Origin of the sequence: Aerophototrophica crusticola, assembly GCF_012913305.1 — a bacterium.
GTDB lineage: Bacteria > Pseudomonadota > Alphaproteobacteria > Azospirillales > Azospirillaceae > Niveispirillum > Niveispirillum crusticola.
In genome coordinates, this window is the sequence record NZ_CP051775.1 from 1,216,136 (window position 1) to 1,233,272 (window position 17,137).

Annotated in this window: 14 protein-coding genes, 1 tRNA gene and 3 pseudogenes; 14 read left to right on the forward strand and 4 right to left on the reverse strand. The window is 68.3% G+C overall.

Annotated elements, in window-relative coordinates; translation table 11 throughout:
• Nucleotides 1-3: 3 nt before the first annotated feature.
• From HHL28_RS05935 to HHL28_RS05945, 3 genes and pseudogenes are all read right to left on the reverse strand, one after another.
• Entirely contained in the window at nt 4-384 is a 381-nt protein-coding gene (locus HHL28_RS05935) for a DUF5615 family PIN-like protein (protein WP_083698825.1), read from the reverse strand.
• Nucleotides 385-388: 4 nt separating this feature from the next.
• The gene (locus HHL28_RS05940; protein ID WP_075769334.1) at nt 389-622 is read right to left on the reverse strand and encodes a DUF433 domain-containing protein; all 234 of its coding nucleotides are present in this window, start codon (nt 620-622) and stop codon (nt 389-391) included.
• A gap of 78 nt (nt 623-700) precedes the next feature.
• Nucleotides 701-2,499 (reverse strand): annotated as a pseudogene (locus HHL28_RS05945) (PHA/PHB synthase family protein).
• Between the two features lie 141 nt (nt 2,500-2,640).
• Here HHL28_RS05945 and HHL28_RS05950 point away from each other — a divergent pair.
• The 10 genes and pseudogenes from HHL28_RS05950 to HHL28_RS05995 all read left to right on the forward strand — a co-directional run bounded on the left by HHL28_RS05950 (nt 2,641) and on the right by HHL28_RS05995 (nt 12,444).
• Nucleotides 2,641-3,105 (forward strand): hypothetical protein, encoded by a 465-nt coding sequence (locus HHL28_RS05950; RefSeq protein WP_075769336.1) that lies wholly within the window; start codon nt 2,641-2,643, stop codon nt 3,103-3,105.
• Nucleotides 3,102-3,527 (forward strand): DUF4260 domain-containing protein, encoded by a 426-nt coding sequence (locus HHL28_RS05955; protein WP_075769337.1) that lies wholly within the window; start codon nt 3,102-3,104, stop codon nt 3,525-3,527. The genes HHL28_RS05950 and HHL28_RS05955 overlap by 4 nt, the downstream gene beginning before the upstream one ends.
• A 110-nt stretch (nt 3,528-3,637) precedes the next feature.
• Nucleotides 3,638-4,857: pseudogene (locus HHL28_RS05960) on the forward strand (LL-diaminopimelate aminotransferase).
• A gap of 24 nt (nt 4,858-4,881) precedes the next feature.
• Entirely contained in the window at nt 4,882-6,180 is a 1,299-nt protein-coding gene (locus HHL28_RS05965; protein ID WP_075769339.1) for a homoserine dehydrogenase, read from the forward strand.
• Nucleotides 6,181-6,285: 105 nt separating this feature from the next.
• The gene (glpX, locus tag HHL28_RS05970) at nt 6,286-7,260 is read left to right on the forward strand and encodes a class II fructose-bisphosphatase (RefSeq protein WP_075769472.1); all 975 of its coding nucleotides are present in this window, start codon (nt 6,286-6,288) and stop codon (nt 7,258-7,260) included.
• Nucleotides 7,261-7,395: 135 nt separating this feature from the next.
• The gene (recJ, locus tag HHL28_RS05975; RefSeq protein WP_075769340.1) at nt 7,396-9,201 is read left to right on the forward strand and encodes a single-stranded-DNA-specific exonuclease RecJ; all 1,806 of its coding nucleotides are present in this window, start codon (nt 7,396-7,398) and stop codon (nt 9,199-9,201) included.
• Between the two features lie 126 nt (nt 9,202-9,327).
• The gene (locus tag HHL28_RS05980; RefSeq protein ID WP_169654864.1) at nt 9,328-10,827 is read left to right on the forward strand and encodes a hypothetical protein; all 1,500 of its coding nucleotides are present in this window, start codon (nt 9,328-9,330) and stop codon (nt 10,825-10,827) included.
• A 97-nt stretch (nt 10,828-10,924) separates the two neighbouring features.
• A tRNA-Glu gene (locus HHL28_RS05985) sits at nt 10,925-11,000 on the forward strand.
• A gap of 165 nt (nt 11,001-11,165) precedes the next feature.
• Nucleotides 11,166-11,555, forward strand: coding sequence for an anti-virulence regulator CigR family protein (locus HHL28_RS05990; RefSeq protein ID WP_075769342.1), 390 nt, complete (start codon nt 11,166-11,168; stop codon nt 11,553-11,555).
• A gap of 109 nt (nt 11,556-11,664) precedes the next feature.
• On the forward strand, nt 11,665-12,444 hold the full coding sequence (locus HHL28_RS05995) for a sulfite exporter TauE/SafE family protein (protein WP_083698826.1): 780 nt from the start codon (nt 11,665-11,667) through the stop codon (nt 12,442-12,444).
• A gap of 88 nt (nt 12,445-12,532) precedes the next feature.
• On the opposite strand, the gene HHL28_RS06000 is transcribed toward HHL28_RS05995, so the two are convergent.
• Nucleotides 12,533-13,330, reverse strand: a complete 798-nt coding sequence (locus tag HHL28_RS06000; protein ID WP_075769343.1) for a DUF2189 domain-containing protein — start codon at nt 13,328-13,330, stop codon at nt 12,533-12,535.
• 447 nt (nt 13,331-13,777) lie between these two features.
• On the opposite strand from HHL28_RS06000, the gene ccoN reads away from it, so the two are divergent.
• The 4 genes and pseudogenes from ccoN to ccoP all read left to right on the forward strand — a co-directional run bounded on the left by ccoN (nt 13,778) and on the right by ccoP (nt 17,055).
• The gene (ccoN, locus tag HHL28_RS06005; protein WP_075769344.1) at nt 13,778-15,262 is read left to right on the forward strand and encodes a cytochrome-c oxidase, cbb3-type subunit I; all 1,485 of its coding nucleotides are present in this window, start codon (nt 13,778-13,780) and stop codon (nt 15,260-15,262) included.
• A gap of 13 nt (nt 15,263-15,275) precedes the next feature.
• A complete protein-coding gene (gene ccoO, locus HHL28_RS06010; protein WP_075769345.1) occupies nt 15,276-16,001 on the forward strand; it encodes a cytochrome-c oxidase, cbb3-type subunit II in 726 nt (241 codons plus the stop codon).
• A 12-nt stretch (nt 16,002-16,013) separates the two neighbouring features.
• A complete protein-coding gene (locus tag HHL28_RS06015) occupies nt 16,014-16,181 on the forward strand; it encodes a cbb3-type cytochrome oxidase subunit 3 (protein ID WP_075769346.1) in 168 nt (55 codons plus the stop codon).
• A 5-nt stretch (nt 16,182-16,186) separates the two neighbouring features.
• Nucleotides 16,187-17,055, forward strand: a pseudogene (ccoP, locus tag HHL28_RS06020) (cytochrome-c oxidase, cbb3-type subunit III).
• Nucleotides 17,056-17,137 lie beyond the last annotated feature (82 nt).

The window sequence follows — 17,137 nt, forward strand, 5'->3', positions numbered from 1 at the left end:
AGGTCAGACAGCTTCCGGCGAGGGCAGTGGAGAGTAGCGGATGTCGTCTTCCGTCCTGACCTCCAGCAAGCCGTTCACAAGGTCTTCCCTGGCAGCCAGATAGTCCAAGACAGCGCCCATCAGCTTCATCTGGTGGTCGCGGTCACCCTGTTCGACGAAGATGATCAGGCCGGCATGGATATCGAGCGACGCTGCCAGTTTGCGGAAATCACGCCCGTTGTTCGTCACCAGGGTCCAATCACCGTCGGACATTTCCCTCACAAGCACATGGTCCGGCGTGCCGCGCCATCCCATGTGGGTGACATGCTCGGCGACATGGCCACGACTCCTTGCCATGAAGGCCAGCCTTGGGGTCAGGCACTCATCGACCAAGAACTTGAACAAGATGTCAGTCCAGGTCGTTCGGGTTGGCCTGGGCGTAGGCGATCGCCGCGCGTATGCCCTCCAGATCGATTGACGGATAGTCCGTCATGATCTCGTAGTCGGAGTATCCTGAGCGCACCATCAGCGCGATGGTCTTCGCCGGGACCCTTGTGCCACGGATCACGGGCATCCCGCCCAGGATGTTCGGGTCCCTGACGACCTCCGCCGGAAGCTTCCGACGCGGGCGGATATGGTTCATGGTATCGGCCTCCCCGGGGAACGGCGGCGCCCCTGCCGGTGCCTGGCCGGGGCGCCGCGCATCATAGCAGGAACAGGCTCACTCCACGATCCGCACCTTGACGTAGGACCCGGGCGCCGCCTCCAGCGCGGGCAGGCCGCCCTGGCCGGGGACACGGGCAGGGACCTTGCCGCCGGCGTACTTGGAGACCCACTTCTGGTATTCCGGCCACCAGGACCCCGGCAGTTGCTTCGCCGTGGCCAGCCACTGCTCCGGGTCCTTCGGGCACTTGGTGTTCAGGAAGTGGCTGTACTTCTCCGCCGACGGCGGGTTCACCACGCCGGCGATATGGCCGGACGCCGCCAGGACGAACTTCACCGGCCCGCTGTAGAGCTGCGTGGCGGTGTAGGTGCTCTTCCACGGGGTGATGTGGTCTTCCCGGGTGGAGAGCATGAAGGTCGGCACCTCGATCTTCCGCAGGTCGATGGGCACGCCTTTGACGCTGATGCCGCCCGGCTGCACCAGCAGGTTCCGCTGGTACATGTTGCGCAGGTAGAAGCTGTGCATGGCCGCCGGCATGCGGGTGGCGTCGGAGTTCCAGTACAGCAGGTCGAACGGGAACGGGTCCTTGCCCAGCAGGTAGTTGTTTACCACGAACGACCAGATCAGGTCGTTGGCCCGCAGCATGTTGAAGGTGGTCGCCATGGTCTGCCCGTTCAGGTAGCCCTGGCTGTTCATCTTCTCCTCGAGTGTCGCGAGCTGTTCCTCATCGATGAAGACCGACAGCTCCCCCGGTTCCTTGAAGTCCACCAGGGTCACCAGGTACATGGCGCTCTTGATGCGGTCGGTATCACCCGTGGCGGCCATGTAGGCGAGGGTGGAGGACAACAGCGTCCCGCCGATGCAATAGCCGATGACGTTCAGTTCCCGCTCCCCGGTCGCCTTCTCGATGGCGTCGAAGGCGGCCAGCGGCCCCAACTCCATGTAATCGTCCCAACCCTTGTCGGAGAGCGACTCGTCCGGGTTGATCCAGGAGATGATGAAGACCGTGTGCCCCTGGTCCGTCAGCCACTTCACCAGGCTGTTCTGGGGCCGCAGGTCCAGGATGTAGAACTTGTTGATCCAGGGCGGGATCACCAGCAGGGGGCGCTTGAACTGCTGCTCCGTCGTCGGCTCATACTGGATGAGCTGCATCAGCTCGTTCTGGTAGACCACCTTGCCCGGGGTGACGGCGATGTTGCGACCCACCTCGAACTTGGAATAGTCGGTCATGGAGATGGCAAGCTGGCCCTTGCCGCGCTCCAGGTCGTGCAGCAGGTTCTCCAGCCCCTTCACCAGGTTCTCGCCGCCCGTCTCCAGCGTGGTGCGCAGCACCTCCGGGTTGGTCATGACGAAGTTGCTGGGCGCCATGGCGTCCACGAACTGCCGGGTATAGAAGTCCACCTTGCGTGCCGTCTTGTCGTCCAGCCCCTCCACGTCCTTCACGGTGGCCTGCAGCCAGCGGGCGGTCAGCAGGTAGGACTGCTTGATATAGTCGAACAGCGTGTTCTCATCCCAGGCGCTGTCCTTGAAGCGCTTGTCCTCCTTGGCCGGGCGGATCACCGGTTCCGCGTCCTGGCCCAGGAACCGGGCGGTGGTCCGCTGCCAGAGCGTCATGTAGTCCTGCCACAGGCTCATCTGCGCCTGCATCAGCTTGGCAGGGTCCGTCATCAGCTTGGTGGTCATCTCCAGGAACGCGTTGCCGATGTGGCCGGCGCCGTTGGTGGCGCCCCATCGGCCTGCTTGGCCAGGAATTCCGTCACCAGACGCTGGCTCTGCTCCGCGATGCGCGCCATGGCGCGGGACATCTCCACCGGGTCGGGGAGCTTGACGTCGTGGCCGTGCTGGGTGTCTGCCATGGTGCGTCTTCCTCGTTCGGCCGGCGGGACCGGCGCTTGTTCTGGTGCATGTCCCCGTCAATGGGCGGGTGTGCGTGGAACACCTGCCGGGCCTGGGCATTCCACCTTGCCCGGCCAACCGTTTTCATACACGATCCGTGCATGTTTTTCACCCTGACCCGCATCAAGCTGCGGCACCATGTCCGCAGGCTTGCCGCCCCCGCCATGGCCCTCGCCGCCCTGTCGGTGCTGCCCGGTTGCGCCAACGTTCCCCTGCCGGACGTGGTGTTCGACGACGGGCCCGCCACCGCCACCCCCGACCAGGTCGCCTCCAAGGACCCGCAGGCCGCCCTGACCGGGGCCCGCCCGATCCGCCGCGCCGACCCCGGGGTGGATGGCTACCCGAACCTGTCCACGGTCCCACCCCGCCCGAATGAGTTCTCCACGCCCGTGGAGCGGCAGGCCCTGCTGGATCGCCTCACCGCCGACCGGGGGGAGGGGGAGGCCGTGGCCGGCAATTTGCGCGCGACCGACGTGCCGGCGCCGAAGGCCCCGGTGACCACCGGGCTGCCCGCCGTCCCCGACGCGCCACCGCCCGTCCCGCAAGCCGCGCCGCGGGTACCATGACGCTTGCCGATGGCTGTCCGGGGGCGGGCGCCGTGAAGGGGGCGCCGCTCCTCCTCCTCAGGCTGGAGGGGGCCGCGGCCCTGGCCTTGAGCGTGCTGGCCTATCGGGAGATGGGTGGCGGTTGGGGTTGGTTCCTCGGCCTGTTCCTGCTGCCGGACCTGTCCATGCTGGGCTACATGCTGGGCGCGCGGGCCGGTGCCGCTTGCTACAACCTTGCCCACACCTACCTGGCACCGGCCCTGGTGGGCATCGCCGCCTGGGTCGCTGGCGCGGAGATGGCCGTCCTGGGCAGCCTCATCTGGTCGGCCCACGTCGGCTTCGACCGCCTGTTGGGCTATGGCCTGAAGTACCCGGACGCCTTCGGCAGCACCCACCTGGGCACCATCGGCCGCGCCGCGCGCCGCGCCGGCCCCGAATTGTAACAGCCTTGCGCATAAAGCCGCGGTCCCGTGCCGAATATTCCTATCGCGGCAAGGTGAATGCGGGGCTACATAGGCGGACCGACAACCCCCTGCCAGGCCCGTGCCCCCAAATGACCGAGCCCGAATTCCACCGGATCAAGCGCCTCCCGCCCTACGTCTTCGCGGAAGTCAACGCCATGAAGGCCAAGGCCCGCGCCGCCGGGGAGGACGTGATCGACCTCGGCATGGGCAACCCCGACCAGCCGACCCCGCCGCACATCGTGGCGAAGCTGGTGGAGGCCGTGCAGGACGGCAAGACCCACCGCTACAGCCAGAGCCGGGGCATCCCCGGCCTGCGCCGCGCCATCAGCGCCTATTACAAGCGCCGCTTCGACGTGGACATCGACCCGGAGACGGAGGCGATCGTCACCATCGGCTCGAAGGAGGGCCTGGCCAACTTGGCCCAGGCCATCACCAGCCCCGGCGACGTGATCCTGGTGCCGAACCCCAGCTACCCCATTCACCCCTTCGGCTTCATGTTGGCGGGCGCCGCCCTGCGGCACATCCCGGTGAATGAGGGGCTGGAGGGTTTCGTCCCGGCGCTGGAGCGGGCCATCCGCCACTCCGTGCCCAAGCCCACGGCCCTGATCGTCAGCTTCCCGGCCAACCCACCGGCCAGGTGGTGACGCTGGACTTCTACCGACCCATCGTGGAGCTGTGCCTGAAGCACGGCATCTACATCCTGTCCGACATCGCCTATGCGGAGATCTATTTCGACGGCAACCCGCCGCCGTCGGTGCTGCAGATCCCAGAGGCGCGCGACATCACGGTGGAGTTCAACAGCCTGTCGAAGACCTACAACATGCCGGGCTGGCGGGTGGGCTTCGGCGTGGGTTCCAAGAAGCTCGTCGGCGCGCTCGCCAAGTTCAAGTCCTACGTGGACTACGGCGCCTTCACCCCCATCCAGGTGGCCGCCACCGCCGCCCTGAACGGCCCGCAGGACTGCGTGCTGGAAATCCGCGAGATGTACCGCCAGCGCCGCGACGTGCTGGTGGAGGGATTGGCCGCCGCCGGCTGGAAGGTGCCGTCGCCCAAGGCCAGCATGTTCGTCTGGGCAGAGATCCCGGCGCCCTTCAAGCATCTCGGCAGCCTTGAATTCGCGAAGCTCCTGATGCAGGAAGCCAGGGTCGCCGTCAGCCCCGGGATCGGCTTCGGGGAATATGGCGACAGCCACGTCCGTTTCGGGCTGGTGGAGAACACGCAGCGCATCCGGCAGGCCTGCCGCAGCATCAAGGCCTTCCTGGAACGCGCCCGCAAACAGAACGCGCCGGTGGGTGAGACCATCGCCTGACCGGCGCCGCTGAGGGGGACCGTGATGAAAGCTGCCGCACCGCTGAAGGTCGGGATCGCAGGGCTCGGCACCGTGGGCGGGGGCGTGCTGCGCCTGCTGGAGACCCAGGCCGAGCTGCTTGAGGCGCGCTGCGGCCGCCGCATCATCGTCACGGCCGTCAGCGCCCGCGACCGGACCAAGGACCGGGGTACCGACCTGTCCGCCGTGCGCTGGTACGACGACGCTTCCGTCATGGCCACCGACCCCGACCTGGACGTGGTGGTGGAACTGGTGGGCGGCAGCGATGGCATCGCCAAGCGGACGGTGGAGGCCGCTTTCGCCCATGGCCGCCACGTGGTCACCGCCAACAAGGCCCTGCTGGCCCACCATGGCGCCGCCCTGGCCCTTGCGGCGGAGGAGAAGGGCCTGACCCTCGCCTATGAGGCGGCGGTGGCCGGCGGCATCCCTGCCATCAAGGGGCTGCGGGAAGGGCTGGCCGGCAACAACATCCGTGAGGTGCACGGCATCCTGAACGGCACCTGCAACTACATCCTGACGGAGATGCGCACCACCGGCCGGGAGTTCGCGGAGGTGTTGGCCGATGCCCAGAAGCTGGGCTATGCGGAGGCAGACCCCAGCTTCGACATCGACGGCATCGACGCCGCCCACAAGCTGGCCGTGCTGACCGGCGTCGCCTTCGGGGTGACGGTGGATTTCGCGGCGGTGCATGTGGAGGGCATCCGCCACATCTCCTCCCTGGACATCGAGTACGCGCAGGAGCTGGGCTACCGCATCCGCCTGCTGGGCATCGCCCGCCGGACGGACCAGGGGATTGAGCAGCGGGTCCATCCCTGCATGGTCCCCATCGGCAGCCCCATTGGCGCCACGGACGGCGTGTTCAACGCCGTCGTCGCCGACGGCGACTTCGTGGACAAGGTGGTGCTGGTCGGCCGCGGGGCCGGGGCCGGTCCCACCGCGTCGGCCGTGGTGGCGGATTTGCTGGACATCGCCCGTGGGCGCTCCACCCCGACCTTCGGCGTCCCTGCCGGTCGGCTGGCATCCCTGGTGGCGTCGCCCATCGACCGGCGCAAGGGAAGGTACTACGTTCGTTTGATGGTGGTTGACAGGCCCGGCGTGATAGCGGACATCGCGGCGTCCCTGCGTGACCAGAACGTCTCCATGGAGGCGTTCCTGCAGCGCGGCCGGGCGCCCGGTGAAGCCGTGCCCGTGGTGCTGACCACCCACGACACGGAAGAGGCGGCCATGCAGCGTGCCCTTGCCCTCATCGGCGGGTTGGACGCGGTGCTGGAGCCGCCCCGCATGATCCGGATCGAGGATTTCTGATACGGCGGGAAACACCCGCGCTGACGTACGTACGACAAGGGGGAAACGAGTATGGCAACCGATCACGCCGTTCCGGCCAGCGTCCGGGGCGACATCTCGCTGGTCATGGACCGCAACCTCGCGCTCGAGGTGGTCCGGGTCACCGAGGCGGCGGCGCTGAGCGCATCGCTGCTGATGGGCCGTGGCGACGAGAAGGCTGCCGACCAGGCCGCCGTGGACGCCATGCGCCAGGCCCTGAACAGCCTGTCCATCGACGGCACCGTGGTGATCGGCGAGGGTGAGCGCGACGAGGCCCCCATGCTGTACATCGGGGAGAAGGTCGGCACGGGCATCGGCCCGAAGATCGACATCGCCCTGGACCCGCTGGAGGGCACCACCATCTGCGCCAAGGGCGGCCCGAACTCCCTGGCGGTCATCGCCATGGCGGAGCATGGCGGCTTCCTGAACGCCCCCGACGTCTACATGGACAAGATCGCCGTGGGCGGCGGCCTGCCCGAGGGTGTGGTCGACCTGGACGAGACGGTGGACAACAACCTGAAGAACCTCGCCAAGGCCAAGGGCGCCGACGTGTCGGAGCTGGTGGTCTGCGTGCTGGACCGCCCCCGCCACGCGGAGATCATCGCCCGCATCCGTGAGGCCGGCGCCCGCATCATGCTGATCGGCGACGGCGACGTCTCCGGCGTCATCGCCACCAGCCAAGCGGCCAGCGGCATCGACATGTACATGGGCTCCGGCGGCGCGCCGGAAGGCGTGCTGGCCGCCGCGGCCCTGCGCTGCATCGGCGGCCAGTTCCAGGGCCGGCTGCTGTTCCGTAACGACGACGAGCGGGAGCGTGCCAAGCGCTGGGGCGTCACCGACCTGAACAAGAAGTACAGCCTGACCGAGCTGGCGAAGGGCGACGTGATGTTCTGCGCCACCGGCGTCACCACCGGCGCCATGCTGCGCGGCGTGCGCCGCTTCCCCGGCGGCGCCGTCACCCACTCCGTGGTCATGCGCTCCAAGAGCGGCACCGTCCGCTACGTGGAGGCGCACCACAACTTCCGCACCAAGACCAGCATCATCCCGGAGAAGAAGGGCTGAACCAAAGCCCCTCTTCGTGAACCATGACAACGGGCGGAGCTTCGGCTCCGCCCGTTTTGCTTGGCTGGCATGGGGACCCCCGTCCGGTGTAAAGCTGTCGGCCATCCCTCCGCACGCATCCGACGGTACCCGAGCATGTCCGACACCGCCTTCCTCGGCATCGAGCGATCCCTGGCCGGCAAGCGCTGGCGGGCCCGCGCGGTGGATGAGCGGTTGGCGCTGGCCCTGTCCCAGGGGCACGGCCTGCCGGAACTGGTGGGCCGCCTGCTGGCGGGCCGTGGTGTGGGGGTGGAGGAGGCGGACCGCTTCCTGCAACCCACCCTGCGCGCCCTGCTGCCCGACCCCAACGGGCTGAAGGACATGGACAAGGCCGCCGCCCGGGTCGCTGCCGCGATCCGCGACGGGGAGGCGGTGGCCGTCTTCGGCGACTATGACGTGGACGGGGCGACGTCCTCCGCCCTGATGACCCGTTTCTTCCGCGCGGTGGGCCGCCGCTTGCGGGTCTATATCCCCGACCGTATCCAGGAAGGCTATGGCCCCAACCTGCCCGCCCTGCAGAAGCTGGCTGCAGAGGGGATCCGGCTGGTGGTCACCGTGGACTGCGGCGTCACCTCCTTCGACCCGCTGGCCGGCGCCGCCGACGCGGGTCTGGAGGTGGTGGTGGTGGACCACCACAAGGCGGAGCCGCGCCTGCCCAAGGCAGTGGCCGTGGTCAACCCCAACCGGCTGGACGAACCCGCGGGCGGGCCGTTGAGCACCCTGGCCGCCGTGGGCGTCACCTTCCTGCTGATCGTCGCCGTGAACCGGGAGCTGCGCCGCTCCGGCTGGTACCAGGCCCAGGGCATCGCCGAGCCGGACCTGATGTCCTGGCTGGACATCGTGGCCCTGGGAACGGTCTGCGACGTGGTGCCCCTGGTGGGGCTGAACCGGGCCTATGTGTCCCAGGGCCTGCGGGTCATGGCCAAGCGCGGCAACCCCGGCATCGCGGCCCTGGCCGACGTGGCCGGGGTGAACGACCGGATGGACGCCTACCATGCCGGCTTCATCGTCGGCCCGCGGGTGAACGCCGGCGGTCGGGTGGGCAGCTCGGAGCTGGGCGCCCGCATCCTCGCCACCGACGACCCGGTGGAGGCGGCGGACCTCGCCCGGCAACTCCACGCCTACAACGCGGAGCGCCGCACCATCGAGGCGGAGGTGCTGGAACAGGCGCTGGAGCAGGTGGGCACCTCCGTGGATGTCAGCCCGGAGCTGGTGCTGGCGGCGGGGGAGGGCTGGCACCCCGGCGTCATCGGTATCGTCGCCGCCCGGCTGAAGGAACGTTACGCCCGCCCCGCCTGCGTCGTCGCCCTGGACGGGCTGCTGGGCAAGGCATCGGGCCGCTCCGTGCGCGGGGTGGACCTTGGCTCCGCCGTCATCGCCGCGCGTCAGGCCGGGCTGCTGGTGGCGGGCGGCGGCCATGCCATGGCGGCGGGCTTCACTGTGGAGCGGGAGAGGCTGGAGGACCTCCGCGGCTTCCTTCGTGACCGCATCGCCGCCCAACTGGCGGGGGCCGGGCCCTTGGTGCCGACCTTGACCCTGGACTCCGCCCTCACCGTGCGCGGCGCCAACCCGGGGCTGATGGAGCATCTGGAGCGGCTGGCGCCCTATGGCACCGGCAACTCCGAGCCCCGCTTCGCCGTCACCGACGCCCGCATCGTCCGGGCCGACGTGGTGGGCGGGGCCCATGTGCGCTGCGTCCTGACGGGGCCGGACGGGTCCAAGCTGAAGGCCATCGCCTTCCGTTCCCTGGACACGGACCTTGGCCGCGGCCTGCTCCAGTCCGGTGGCGTGCCCATGCACCTGGCCGGTACCCTGCGCCCTGACCGCTGGAACGGGAATGACGGGGTGCAACTCCTCATCGACGACGCAGCCCCCGCCAGCGGTGCTTCCTTCAACGCTTAGCGGTCAGCGGAAAAGACCTGTTCCACTTTCGATACAGACATCCATCTTCCAGACCGATATAGTTTCCCGAGGGGCCGACGCGAACCCGCGCAGAACGGGATTGTCGGCATGGGGGACAGGGGTGTCATGGCGGCTCGCGTTGGGGGGACGGCAGCGGATCGGGCGGGGACGGAAGCTCCGGGTCCGGACGGCGCCCTTGCCAAGCTGGAAGCCCATTTCCGCAGCCTGGACGAACCCGCCCTGCTGCGCGTGGCCCGGGCGGTGGAACTCGCCCGTGCCGGCGACCGCAAGGACCCCACCGACGAACAGATCCTCAGCAGCCTCCGCCCCCGCCTGCGGGAACTGCGCCCCCCGCGGGTGCCGACCCTGCAACGGGTCATCTGCCAGGGCTTCGAGCCCTTCCTGCATGATGGGCCATTCCCGGAGGAGAAGCGCCGCGGCCACCTGTCCCGCGCCGTACTGGGACCCTGGTGGCGGCTGCTTCTGACCAGCCCCGACCGTCAAACCCTGGTGGCCCTGGAGGTCGGGTACGGCAAGGCCGTGCAGGACCACCGCGCCGACGCCGCGGAAAGCTTCGGCACCCAGGCGGCTTCCGTCGCTCTCGGCATGACCGCCACCCTCCTGGCAGAGGCGGACCGGTCCATTGGCCGGCGGGCCGAGCTGGCCCAGACCCTGGGCGGGGAACAAGGGCTGGCCGACCTGCGGGAACTGGCCCTGTTGCTGCGCCTCCGCCCGCGGCTGGTCCCCGCCCTCGACCGGGTCCGCCAGGCAGCCCCCCTGGACATGGGCTGGCGGGTGGCTGACTTCACGCCCGCCGCGGTGATCGCCGCCCGCAACGCCTATCTCGACCTGCATGACGCGGAGCCGGAGTTGGTCGAGTATCTCTTCCTCGGCCTGATGGGCGCGCTGGCCCAGCCCTGGCAGGCCCTGCGGCTGGTCCGCGTCCTGTCCCAGGACATGTCCAAGGCGGCGGGCCACCCGGCCGCCCTGATCCCGGCCCGCCTGTTCTCCGACCTCACCCGCACCCTGGGTGAGATCGGCCGCCAAGTGGGCGGGGAGGGGCAGATGAGCCGCCGGGCCTGGCTGCTGACCTGCGCCAAGCTGGTCTCCGACGCCGGCCAGATGGTGAAGGGGCTGGCGGAGGAAGGGCAGGTGGATGCCCACCCCGACTGGCAGAAGCTGCTGGCGGAGGCCCGGCAGAAGGTGGCCCAGGCGGTGGACGGGTTCGCCGCCCTGGCCCTGCGCGAATGCCTCCAGGTCCTTCCCGTGCGGCAGGTGCGGGAGGACGGGGGCCAGGCCCGTCAGGAACCGGACATGACCCGCGCCCTGACGGAAGAACAGGTGGCCACCGCCCAGGCCGCAACCGTTCTGTTCGCCGCCGTGCGCAAGCTGGCGGAGCAGGAACGCCTGGACCGCTCCATCCGCGCCAAGGAAGCGGATCTGGAACAGTCCCTGAAGATCGGCATCGACTTCCGGATCGAGTATCTGCGCGCCCGCCTGAAGCACGGCATCGCCATCGCCCAGCTCGACGCCGTGCACCAGGTGCTGAAGGGCCTGCCCGGCATCAACATCATCCGCGACCTGGAATACCGGGTGGAACGCACCCTGGAACGCTTCCGGGCGTGACAAGCCCGCGACAGCGCATCAGCCCCCTGCGTCGCCCACACAACTAAGCGCTTGCAACGGCCGCGTTACCCCGCTAACAAGACGCCCGCCGCACGACGTCCCCATCGTCTAGAGGCCTAGGACACCAGCCTTTCACGTTGGCAGCACGGGTTCGAATCCCGTTGGGGACGCCACTCCTTCCGTCGGCTCACGCACTTTCGAATTCGAAAGTCGCTTTGTTTCCCCTTCAGCGTTGCGTTTGGCTTCCCGGCGCCTCTGGCAACCGGACATCTCCCCTGCGTGCCGCGCTTTCGGATAGCGTAGCCGGTCGACTGTGCCGCCGCGACCGGAGACGTTTCATGCCTGCCTTGTACCGCGCCGCCCTGGTGGTAGCCCTCGCCATCGTCCTCTCCGTTCCGGGCGCCATCCCGACCCATGCTGGGACGCGCGGCAAGGATGACCTGCTCCAGGCCGGGGTGACAGCGGCCGCTGTGGCGGGGCTGCTGGGCCCGGCTGCCTCCCAGATCCTGTCCGTGGGCGCAAAGCCGCTGGCGCCGAGGATTGCCAAGGACATCGTGCGCGGCAAGAAGCTGCCACCCGGCATCGGCAAGCAGGCCGTGCCGCCGACCCTGCTGCACCGGCTACCCGGGCTGGACGGGCATGAGTGGGCGCGCATCGGGACCGATCTGGTCCTCGTTGCCGTCGCCACGCAGGTTGTGGCCCAGGTGATTACCGACGTGTTTTCCTGATCCTGCCGGTCGGAAATTCACCGGCCGAATGATCCTGATCAAGGCACGACCGAAGGTGGGCAGGGCAGGGTGTGTCCAACGTCGCCCGCCCTGACCGGATCGGCCAACCATGCACGACCACGCCCACCACGCCGCCCAGGCCGTCCCGCACCTGCTGGAGGCCGCCAGCCTATGGCCCCTGATGGCGGCCCTGTTCATGACCGGGCTGGTGGGCGGGTTCGGGCACTGCACCGGCATGTGCGGCCCCTTCGTCATGGCCCAGGTGGCCGGGGGCATCGCCAACCGTCCCGCCAGCGCCGACACGGTGCTGCGCCGGGCCGCGGGTGGGGTGCTGGTGCCCTATCATCTGGGAAGGCTGACGACCTATGGCTTGCTCGGCGCCGTGGCGGGTGGGCTGTCCGGAATGGTGGTGCAGGCCACCGGCTTCCGCTGGGTGCTGGTGGGCTTCCTGGCCCTGGCGGCCACGCTGTTCCTGCTCCAGGGTCTGGGCGGCCTCGCCCGCTGGATGCCGGCCCTGGCGGTATTCAAGAACGTGTCCGGGCTGGGTTGGGCCTCCCAGGTGGGCCAAGCCCTTTCCCGTCCCCTGCGGCCCCTGTTCGCGAAGCCCGGGGGCCTGAACGGCTACCTGCTGGGCGTGACACTGGGCTTCCTGCCCTGCGGCTTCCTGTATGCTGCCCTGGCGTCGGCCGTGGGGGCGGGCAGCATGGTCGGCGGCCTTGCCCTGATGGCGGCTTTCGCCCTGGGCACCATGCCCAGCCTGATGACGGTGGGCATCCTGGGCTCCGTCGCCGGATCCCGCTGGGTCGGGGTGATGAAGGCGCTGACCCCGGCGCTGATGCTGTTCAACGCCGGGGTGGTCGCGACCATGGCCTGGCACGCGGCCGGTTAACGCGGGTCAGGCTTCCGGTAACCGGAAGTCCGACCCGGCGTAGCCTGCCCCGGCCCCCGAGCCGGGGGCGCCTGAGGCACACGAAGACTCACACCGTTTCCCCGTCCTCCGCCACCAGGTCCTTGTAGGCGTGCCAAGTGGCGTGGCCGATCAGGGGGAAGGCCACCGCCAACCCGAAGAACAGGGTGGCCAGACCGACACCGGTGAAGAAGACGATGATGAACCCCCATAGCAGCATGGCCTTGGGGTTCACCTGCACCGCGGTGATGCTGGTGGCCACGGCGGTGAAGATGTTGGTCTGCCGGTCCAGCAGCATGGGCAGTGACACGGCCGACAGGCAGAAGGCGGCGAAGGCCAGCACACCGCCCAGGGCCGTGCCCACCACCAGGAAGGGCAGGCTGACGGGGGAATTGAAGACCACCGACACCAAATTCTCGAAGCTGGGGTTCAGCCCGGAAAAGAACAGGGCATAGAGCAGTGTCGCCGTGCGGATCCAGAAGAGCTGGAGCAGCAGCAGCATCACCCCCATAAGCCCGATCTGCAGCCCGTTGGCCCGGAACGCGCCGAGGATGTCGCGGAACGAGGCTTCCTCACCCCGGGCCCGGCGGCGGCTGGCCTCATACAGCCCTACCGCGGCCAGCGGCGCCACCAGCATGAAGCCGGCGCACATGGGCAGCAGCAGGTAGAAATAGCCGGCCCCGGTCATGGCCAGCACCAAGCCCCAGCTGAAAGCCGCGACGGTGGCGCCATAGGCGAGGCTGACCCGCCAGCCGGCGACCAGGTCGGCGTAGCCCATCTGCATCCAGTGCCAGGGCCTGTCCACGGCGATCCGTCGCACTTCGGGCGACGGGGTGGCGAATACGGGGACCACGTCGGTATGGTTCATGGGAGCTCCTCCTGGTCGCGGGCCTTTGCGCCTCTTTTCAGGATAGATTGCACGAATCAGTGCGCGACGTCCCGCATTTTACCTGTGGCATCCGCTGATTTTCGCGACGACGACCCGGCCGCGGACCACCGCGCGGGCGCGTGGGGGAAGGGCAGGCCGACCCAAAGGGGGCCTCCGTCCGCCAAGCCGCATCCTCGCGGGCATTTCAGCTCTTCGGGATAGTGTTCTTGGGCGGCAGCCGCCGAATACCGTCCGATTCGGCCTGATCTGCCACCACAACTGCGACATTAGTATCCGCCTGCCCCACTGCGCCTTGATGCAGGTCAATGCGCCGGCATGCCCCCACAAGCAGTGTGGCGTCACCAATGGAAGCCGCCCGGACTCCATCAGGGGTGACCCCATGCAGCAGGGCGGCCGACAAGAACGACCAATTGACCGGGGGTTGTTATGAGTGTTGCCCTCACCGGCGAGGCATCCCGCGCGACGGCCGGACCCGTCGTGCAGGAGGCGTACTATGAGGACGTCGTCCGCGCCTTCATGATCGCGGCCATGTTCTGGGGCATCGCGGCCTTCGCCGCGGGCGTCGTCATCGCCCTGCAACTGGCCTTCCCCGAGCTGAACCTCGGGATCGAGTACACGAGCTTCGGCCGCCTTCGTCCGCTGCACACCTCCGCGGCGATCTTCGCCTTCGGCGGCAGCGCGCTGATCGGCTCCAGCCTCTACGTGGTCCAGCGCACCTGCCGCGCCCCGCTGTTCGGCGGGCCGGAGCTGGCCTGGTTCATCTTCTTCGGCTACCAGCTCTTCATCGTGCTGGCCGCCACCGGCTACCTGCTGGGCATCACCCAGGGCAAGGAATACGCCGAGCCGGAGTGGTACGTGGACCTGTGGCTGACCATCGTCTGGGTGGTCTACGCCATCGTCTTCATCGGCACGCTGTTCAAGCGCCGTGAGCCGCACATCTACGTGGCCAACTGGTTCTACGTGGCCTTCATCCTGACCATCGCGATCCTGCACCTGGTGAACAACACCACCGTGCCGGTCAGCCTCTTCGGCACGAAGAGCTACATCGCCTGGTCCGGCGTGCAGGACGCCATGATCCAGTGGTGGTACGGGCACAACGCGGTGGGCTTCTTCCTGACCGCCGGCTTCCTGGGCATGATGTACTACTTCATCCCCAAGGCCGCCGACCGCCCGGTCTACAGCTACCGGCTGTCCATCGTGCACTTCTGGGCCCTGATCTTCCTGTACATCTGGGCCGGCCCGCACCACCTGCACTACACCGCGCTGCCCGACTGGGCGCAGACGCTGGGCATGGTGTTCTCGGTCATCCTGTGGATGCCCAGCTGGGGCGGCATGATCAACGGCATCATGACCCTGTCGGGTGCCTGGGACAAGCTGCGCACCGACCCCGGCCTGCGCTTCTCCGTGGCCGCCGTCGGCTTCTACGGGATGAGCACCTTCGAAGGCCCGGTCATGTCGGTCAAGGCCGTCAACGGCCTGTCCCACTACACCGACTGGACCATCGGCCACGTGCACTCCGGTGCGCTGGGCTGGGTCGCCTTCATCTGCTTCGGCATGATCTACTATCTGACGCCGGTGCTGTGGAAGAAGCGTGGCCTGTACAGCAAGGCCCTGGTGGAGTGGCACTTCTGGACCGCCACCATCGGCATCGTGCTGTACATCACCGCCATGTGGGTGTCCGGCATCATGCAGGGCCTGATGTGGCGCGCCTACGACGAGTACGGGTTCCTGCAGTACTCGTTCGTCGAGACCGTCGCGGCCATGCACCCCTACTACCTGATCCGTGCGGCCGGCGGCGTGCTGTTCCTGACCGGCGCCCTGATCATGGCCTACAACCTGATCCGCACCATCCGCAGCGTGGAATCGGCCGAGCCGAATACGCTGCCCGCCTCCGCCGTCGCGGCCGAGTGAGGAGGGACGTGCCATGAAGTTCAGTCACGCAGTCATCGAGAAGAACGTCCTTCTCCTCGTCGTCCTGTCCCTGATCACCATCTCCATCGGTGGCCTGGTCCAGATCGTCCCGCTGTTCACGGTGGAGAGCACCATCGAGCGCGTGGACGGCGTGCGTCCCTACAGCCCGCTGGAGCTGGCCGGCCGCAACATCTACATCCGCGAGGGTTGCTACGTCTGCCACAGCCAGCAGGTCCGCACCTTCAAGGACGAGGTGGAGCGCTACGGCCACTACAGCCTGGCGGCGGAGAGCATGTACGACCACCCGTTCCAGTGGGGTTCCAAGCGTACCGGCCCCGACCTGGCCCGCGTGGGCGGCAAGTACTCCAACGACTGGCATGTCGCCCACCTGAACAACCCGCGGGCGGTCGTGCCGGAATCCATCATGCCCTCGTACCCCTGGCTGAACCGGCCGCTGAAGTACGCGGACATGGCGGAGCACCTGAAGACCAACCGCATCGTCGGCGTCCCCTACACGGATGAGCAGATCGCCAACGCCGTGAAGGACCTGGAGCTGCAGGCCGGCGCCCTGCCGGACGGCGACACGAGCGTGGTGACCGCCCGCTACCCCAAGGCCGTGGTCGGTGACTTCGACGGCAACCCCGCCGTGACGGAGATGGACGCCCTGGTGGCCTATCTCCAGATGCTGGGCACGCTGGTCGACTTCACGAAGATCACCCCCGAAGACCTCAAGCAGTAAGGGGAGGCATCGATGATCGAGTTCTATGTCTTCCTGAAGCAGCTCTGGGTCGTCTGGTTCGTGCTCCTCTTCTCCGGCATCTGCATCTGGGCCTTCTGGCCCAGCCGCCGGGGCCTGATGGAGGAGATGGGGAACATCCCGTTGCGTGACGGCTCGCCGTCCGCGAAGGCCGCGAGGTAAGTGCCATGCCCACCAAGATCGAAAAAGACGCCATCACCGGCCAGAACACCACCGGCCACGAGTGGGATGGCCTGAAGGAGCTGAACACCCCGCTGCCGAAGTGGTGGCTGTACACCTTCTACGCCACCATCGTGTTCGGCGTCGGCTACACCGTCCTGTACCCGGCTTGGCCGAGCCTCAGCGGGCATACCGAGGGCACCCTCGGCTGGACCCGCCGCGGTGAGGTGAGCGCCGCCTTGGCCGAGCAGAAGGCCAAGATCGCCCCCATGATGGAGAAGATCAAAGCCGCCGAGGTCGCCGACATCCGCAAGGATCCGGAGATGATGGCCTTCGTCACCGCGGCCGGCCGCACGGCCTTCGCGGAGAACTGCGCGGGCTGCCACGGCGCCGGTGGCGCCGGGGCGAAAGGCTTCCCCACCCTGGCGGACGATGACTGGCTGTGGGGCGGCGCCCCGACCAGATCCTCCAGACGGTGACCTATGGCATCCGCAACGCCAACGCGGACAGCCGGGTCTCCGACATGCCGCGGTTCGGCGCGGACCAGATGCTGGACAAGGCCCAGATCAACGACGTGTCCGAGTACGTCCTGTCCCTGTCCGGGACGGCGACGGACAAGGCCGCGGCCGAGAAGGGCGCCCAGGTCTATGCCGACAACTGCGCGGCCTGCCACGGCGAGAAGGGCGAGGGCATCCAGGATGTGGGCGCCCCCCGCTTGAACGACGGGATCTGGCTCTATGGCGGCGACAAGGCCGCCGTGGTGGAGACCGTCACCAACGCCCGCCGCGGCAGCATGCCGGCCTGGGGCGAGCGTCTGGACCCCGCCACGGTGAAGGTCCTGTCCGCCTACGTCCACGCCCTGGGCGGCGGCAAGTAAGTCACCACGACAACCCCCAGTCCCTGACCCCGGGCTGCCCCAAGCAGCCCGGGGTTTTTTATTGGGGCGTCATTTCCCGAAC

Excerpts from the sequence above, each read along its gene's own strand:
- glpX (WP_075769472.1), top strand. The coding sequence starts at position 6,286 with ATGGACCGCAACCTCGCGCTCGAGGTGGTCCGGGTCACCGAGGCGGCG.
- recJ (WP_075769340.1), top strand. The coding sequence starts at position 7,396 with ATGTCCGACACCGCCTTCCTCGGCATCGAGCGATCCCTGGCCGGCAAG.
- HHL28_RS05990 (WP_075769342.1), top strand. The coding sequence starts at position 11,166 with ATGCCTGCCTTGTACCGCGCCGCCCTGGTGGTAGCCCTCGCCATCGTC.
- ccoO (WP_075769345.1), top strand. The coding sequence starts at position 15,276 with ATGAAGTTCAGTCACGCAGTCATCGAGAAGAACGTCCTTCTCCTCGTC.
- HHL28_RS05950 (WP_075769336.1), top strand. The coding sequence starts at position 2,641 with ATGTTTTTCACCCTGACCCGCATCAAGCTGCGGCACCATGTCCGCAGG.
- HHL28_RS05980 (WP_169654864.1), top strand. The coding sequence starts at position 9,328 with ATGGCGGCTCGCGTTGGGGGGACGGCAGCGGATCGGGCGGGGACGGAA.
- HHL28_RS06015 (WP_075769346.1), top strand. The coding sequence starts at position 16,014 with ATGATCGAGTTCTATGTCTTCCTGAAGCAGCTCTGGGTCGTCTGGTTC.
- HHL28_RS05965 (WP_075769339.1), top strand. The coding sequence starts at position 4,882 with ATGAAAGCTGCCGCACCGCTGAAGGTCGGGATCGCAGGGCTCGGCACC.
- HHL28_RS05995 (WP_083698826.1), top strand. The coding sequence starts at position 11,665 with ATGCACGACCACGCCCACCACGCCGCCCAGGCCGTCCCGCACCTGCTG.
- ccoN (WP_075769344.1), top strand. The coding sequence starts at position 13,778 with ATGAGTGTTGCCCTCACCGGCGAGGCATCCCGCGCGACGGCCGGACCC.
- HHL28_RS05940 (WP_075769334.1), bottom strand. The coding sequence starts at position 622 with ATGAACCATATCCGCCCGCGTCGGAAGCTTCCGGCGGAGGTCGTCAGG.
- HHL28_RS06000 (WP_075769343.1), bottom strand. The coding sequence starts at position 13,330 with ATGAACCATACCGACGTGGTCCCCGTATTCGCCACCCCGTCGCCCGAA.
- HHL28_RS05955 (WP_075769337.1), top strand. The coding sequence starts at position 3,102 with ATGACGCTTGCCGATGGCTGTCCGGGGGCGGGCGCCGTGAAGGGGGCG.